The 4533-nt window shown below is 56.2% G+C and carries 6 protein-coding genes; all 6 read right to left on the bottom strand.

The annotated features are described in order from the left end of the window. Positions 1-621: hydrogenase subunit MbhD domain-containing protein (locus AAC083_RS17555; protein WP_219927905.1), on the bottom strand; the 621-nt coding region annotated here is incomplete at its 3' end. Next, the gene (locus AAC083_RS17550; protein WP_108537277.1) at positions 621-908 is read right to left on the bottom strand and encodes a cation:proton antiporter; all 288 of its coding nucleotides are present in this window, start codon (positions 906-908) and stop codon (positions 621-623) included. The genes AAC083_RS17550 and AAC083_RS17555, both read right to left, overlap by 1 nt. Then, positions 905-1186: a monovalent cation/H+ antiporter complex subunit F gene (locus AAC083_RS17545; RefSeq protein ID WP_108537276.1), complete on the bottom strand. Its 282-nt coding sequence runs from the start codon at positions 1184-1186 to the stop codon at positions 905-907. The genes AAC083_RS17550 and AAC083_RS17545 overlap by 4 nt, the downstream gene beginning before the upstream one ends. Next, on the bottom strand, positions 1179-1679 hold the full coding sequence (locus AAC083_RS17540) for a Na+/H+ antiporter subunit E (protein WP_181364799.1): 501 nt from the start codon (positions 1677-1679) through the stop codon (positions 1179-1181). Before AAC083_RS17540 ends, AAC083_RS17545 begins: the two co-directional genes overlap by 8 nt. A gap of 17 nt (positions 1680-1696) precedes the next feature. Then, on the bottom strand, positions 1697-2245 hold the full coding sequence (locus tag AAC083_RS17535) for a hypothetical protein (RefSeq protein ID WP_146181720.1): 549 nt from the start codon (positions 2243-2245) through the stop codon (positions 1697-1699). A gap of 53 nt (positions 2246-2298) precedes the next feature. Further along, positions 2299-4533, bottom strand: a 2235-nt coding sequence (locus AAC083_RS17530) for an efflux RND transporter permease subunit (protein ID WP_258224752.1), incomplete at its 5' end; no start/stop codon positions are given.

The raw sequence follows: 4533 nt of genomic DNA, 5'->3' as shown, positions 1-4533 counted from the left end.
GAAGATATAACCGCCAGCAACAATGCCAACCGGAACCATCAAACGCGCCGCATATGCCAAAATACCATTAGTTTCTAGTTGCTGAGCCAAGCTAGGTCGACCATCCCATACTGACTCTGGGGCCAACGACCAAACGCCAATCAGCGCCAGCAATAGCACTATGGCCTCCAGCAAGGTGTCTAACGAGCGAAAAGCCAGTAGCACAGCAGTGATAGGATTGCCCACCCCAGTGGCATCTATATTGGCCACCACCGCATGCGCCAGCGTCGGTGCCGGGTCGGGCAGTGCCAGCACGCAGAGCGCCAGCAGTAGCGTAACTGCCAGCGACAGCCCGCCTGCCAGCCAACGCAGCCACACGCTTGGCCGTACGGCATAAATGGAGGCTTCTGCGGCGCGCAAGCGCGTCACTGCGCCAATAAGCAATACGCCTGTCAGCCCCCCGCCGATAGCGGCTTCGGTGAGCGCGATGTCGATGCCCTGTAACTGGACCCAAACCAACGCCAACAATAAGCCATAAACCATAAAACCGGCGACGGCGGCGAACGCCTCACGCGCAACTATGACCCAAATGGCCAAACCGAGGATTAGCAGCGCCAGACTGCCATTCAGTAGGTTAAGCATCACCACTCCCTGCGCTTGATGGCACGCGCGATCAGCTGCGAGATGATCGACGCCGATAGCAGCACCAATAACCAAATACTCAACACTTTAAGGCCGGCAAACCAACTGTCCATCTGCGGCAACAGCCCAAGCACGACAAAGCCCAGACCTAGGTTATCAGCCTTGGTGAGGGCATGCAGGCGGGTGAAGGAATCAGGAAAGCGTAACAAACCAAGGCTGCCAACAAAAAAGAAAAAACCACCCGCCAACACCGCGAGCACGCTCCAAGCATCGAGAAAAATACTCATTGCCGATCCTCGGGTGGCGCGTTGCGCGAAGCGTCTGGGGCGGTAACGAACGCACAGGTGGCAAACACCGCCAGCAGTGCCAGTGTCAGCGCCACATCAACAGTTGCCGGCTCGGCAGTGGCCACCCCAACTAACAACAACACAGCAATACCACCCGTGCCCAGCAACTGCACCGCCATCATCCGGTCAGCCGGCCCCGGCCCGCGCAAGATTCGTAACAAGCCCAAGGCAACTGCCACAAGGATAAATACCGCCGCACCCAACAAGAACTCAGACATGCGCTTTCCCCACTACCAACGCCTTGGCAAACAACCGCTCCTCGGCGTATAGCTGCTCGACCAACGGCTGGGCTAGGTCGAGGCAGTGATACACCAACACCTTATCGTCAGCGCCATCACCGACCGACACAGAACCGGGCAGCAAACTCATAATGGTGGCGAAGGTATTGCGCGCAAAACCCGGCGGAAACCCGACCGGGCAATTAACCAAACCAGGATTGAGCGGCAATTTTGGATCCAGCGCGCGCCGCGCCACGTCAACTCCAGCAAGTAAAGACTCGTAAATAAAGTGCGGTACCAATTGCAGCAATTTGCTCACCCGTAAACTCTCCGCTTCAACGGGCAACAGCCGCATACTGACCCAGGTCGCGGCCCCCGCAAGCAGCAGACCAAAGGTCAGATCTGCAAGCGAAAAACTTGGCAACAACAGCAGCCAAAAACCGAAATAAGCCACGCCACGCTGCCATGCAACTGACACCCTAGGTACGCCCATCGCCCGCCTCCACTGCGTCATAACGCCGGTTGTTCCACTACGCAAGCACTTGCCGTATTGGCACAGAAAACCTGCACATCCATCACACTAAGGCGGTCATACAAACGAGCATCGGCGCGGATCGGCCACCAGTCGTAGAGAAAAATCGCAATCGGCTGACAGAGTGCCACCGTGGCGGCAATCAATAAGCTCTCGTTAATTAACCAGAAGAGCCCCTCGTGCGGGATTAGCTCAGAGACAAACTCACTAAAGCCGTTCACCGCACTCAGAAAAACCAACGCGATAACAAAAGTGATGCGCCCGGTGCGCAGTAGCTTTTTCAGCTCTTTGCGCGAAGCCTGCGCCCGACCGCGAAAATACTCATGCACCGCTTGCGTCACGATCGTCGTAGTGTCACCGCTGGTGTTCTCTCGCCCCAGATGTACCGCTAAGCCCAGCGACTTTCGCCCCGAGACCTCATACGCCCAGTCGAGGATGTACTGCGCCGCCTCGGGGTCAATATCACGCTCGCGAAACGGTGCCGGGTCCATTGAGTTAAACAGCTGTCGGGTGTCGTCCAAATACAACTCTAAGACCTCGCGCATCGCCGCAGCAGCGGGCGCAGTTAATGGGCTTGAGCTCAATCCGTAATACCCATCGCGGCTTCATCAACAACCGTACCGGGAAGTGTTTGCTCATGGCCAAACACTGCCACATACAGCGTCGGCAAAAACACCAACGTCAGCAGCGTTGCCACTAACAAACCACCCATGATGGCGAACGCCATCGGCCCCCAAAATACGGTCGGAGCAATTGGGATCAAGCCCAGGATGGTTGAGAAGGCAGCCAACATCATCGGCCGCATCCGCGAGGTCGCTGATGCGATGACGGCATCGTAGACACTCTTCCCTTCGGCGCGATCGGTTTCGATCTGCACAATCAGAATCACAGCATTCTTGGCGATCATACCGATCAAGGCCAAAACACCGAGAATGGCAACGAAGCCAAGCGGCTGATCAAAGGTCAGCAACGTCAGCACCACGCCTATCAGCCCCAGCGGTAAAACGCACACCACCATCACTAACCGGCGAAAGCTAACCAGCATCACCATCATGACTACCAGCATCAGCAAGATCATCAGCGGCACTACGGCGAACACCGAAGCGCGGGACTCTTTGCTCTCCTCGTACAGCCCACCGGTTTCGACCTTGTAAGGCTTGGGCAGCTTGGCAGCAAATGCGGCGACCTGCGGTGCCAACGCCTCCACTACGGTATCTGGCATCTCCCCACTGATCACATCGGCGCGCACAGTCAAGGTCGGTACCCGGTCACGACGCCACACCAAAGGAAACTCCTGCTCCTCAACAAAGGTCGAGAACTGGCTCAACGGCACCATCCGCCCACTCGGGGTCGGCACCTGCAGCGAGCTGAGCGTTTCCAGTGAGGCGCGCTGTTCGTCAATGGCGCGGGCCACAACGTTTACCAGGTAAATATCGTCACGAACCTGCGTCACTGTCGTGCCTGTCACTGCGGCATTGAGCACACCGGCCAGCGCACTCGAACTGATGCCCAGTTGACGGGCTTCTTCTTGATTGACGCGCACATGAATCTGCCGCGCCGGCTCCATCCAGTCGAAGTTCACGTGCCGGGCGCGGGCGTCAGCACCGATAAGCACAGCCAAGTCGAGGGCAATGGCGCGCACCTTATCGTTGTCTGGTCCGCTCACCCGATACTGCAAGGGCCACCCCACGGGTGGGCCTAGCTCGAGAGGGGAGACCCGTGCCACTACATCAGGAAACTGCTCAGCGAGAAGTTTCTCCAATTTAACCTGCAGCCGTTCTCGCGCTTCAATATCTTTAGCCACCACCACCAATTGAGCGAAGAACGGATTAGCCAGCTGAACATTTAAGGTCAGGATAAAACGCACCGCCCCTTGGCCAACATAGGTACTGAAGTGCTCAACATCGGGATCATCTTTAAGTAACGCTTCGAGCCGCTTGGCTTGCACCTCAGTGGCATAGATAGAAGCGTTCTGGCGCAGGCTCAAATCCACCGTCAATTCAGGACGATCAGAGGCGGGGAAAAACTGCTGCGAAACGAACTGCGACAAGAATAAGGTAATGACGAAAGCCCCCAGTGTCAGGCCGATGGTCAACCATTTGGCGCGGATCGCCGCACGCAAGAAAGTACCATAAGCATTTAGTAACTTACTCGGCTTGGCTTGTAACTCGGCCTTAGGTGTCTTGAGTATCGCTTTTCCAATCAAGGGTGCAAAAATCACCGCCACCAGCCATGAGACGATCAGTGAAATACCCACCACTGAGAAAATCGAAAAAGTGTACTCACCCGCCGAGCTCTGGGCAAAACCAATAGGTACAAAACTGGCGATGGTCACCAGTGTTCCTATCAGCATCGGGGCAGCCAAGGTGCGATAAGCGAAAGTGGCGGCCTCATCTTTACTGTCTCCGGCAGCCAAGCGCCGCATCATGGCATCAACCGTGGTCATGGCATCATCGACCAACAGACCAAGGGCGATAATCAATGCGCCTAGAGATATCCGATGCAGATCGATATTGACGATATCCATCACGGCAAACACGATCACCAACGTCAGCGGAATCGCCAGTGCTACTACGGTGCCGGGTCGAATCCCCAAGCTGAGAAAGCTGCAACCAAGAATGATTACGATAGCCTGCCAAAGCGAGGTCATAAAATCGCCAATTGCCACATCCACCGTAACGGCCTGATCGGCCACCAATGTCGGTTCAATTCCCACCGGCAAACCGGCGGTAATATCGGCCATTTCGGCGCGAATACTGCTTCCCAATTGGAGAATGTCACCTGCGTCGCGCATGGCAATTGCTAAGCCAATAGC

It is taken from the genome of Aeromonas sp. HMWF014 (assembly GCF_963878295.1).
Taxonomy (GTDB): domain Bacteria; phylum Pseudomonadota; class Gammaproteobacteria; order Enterobacterales; family Aeromonadaceae; genus Aeromonas; species Aeromonas popoffii.
The sequence above is the reverse complement of the archived record's forward strand: the minus strand, read 5'-3'. Positions and strand labels throughout refer to the sequence as shown.

Excerpts from the sequence above, each read along its gene's own strand:
- AAC083_RS17550 (WP_108537277.1), bottom strand. The coding sequence starts at position 908 with ATGAGTATTTTTCTCGATGCTTGGAGCGTGCTCGCGGTGTTGGCGGGT.
- AAC083_RS17540 (WP_181364799.1), bottom strand. The coding sequence starts at position 1,679 with ATGGGCGTACCTAGGGTGTCAGTTGCATGGCAGCGTGGCGTGGCTTAT.
- AAC083_RS17545 (WP_108537276.1), bottom strand. The coding sequence starts at position 1,186 with ATGTCTGAGTTCTTGTTGGGTGCGGCGGTATTTATCCTTGTGGCAGTT.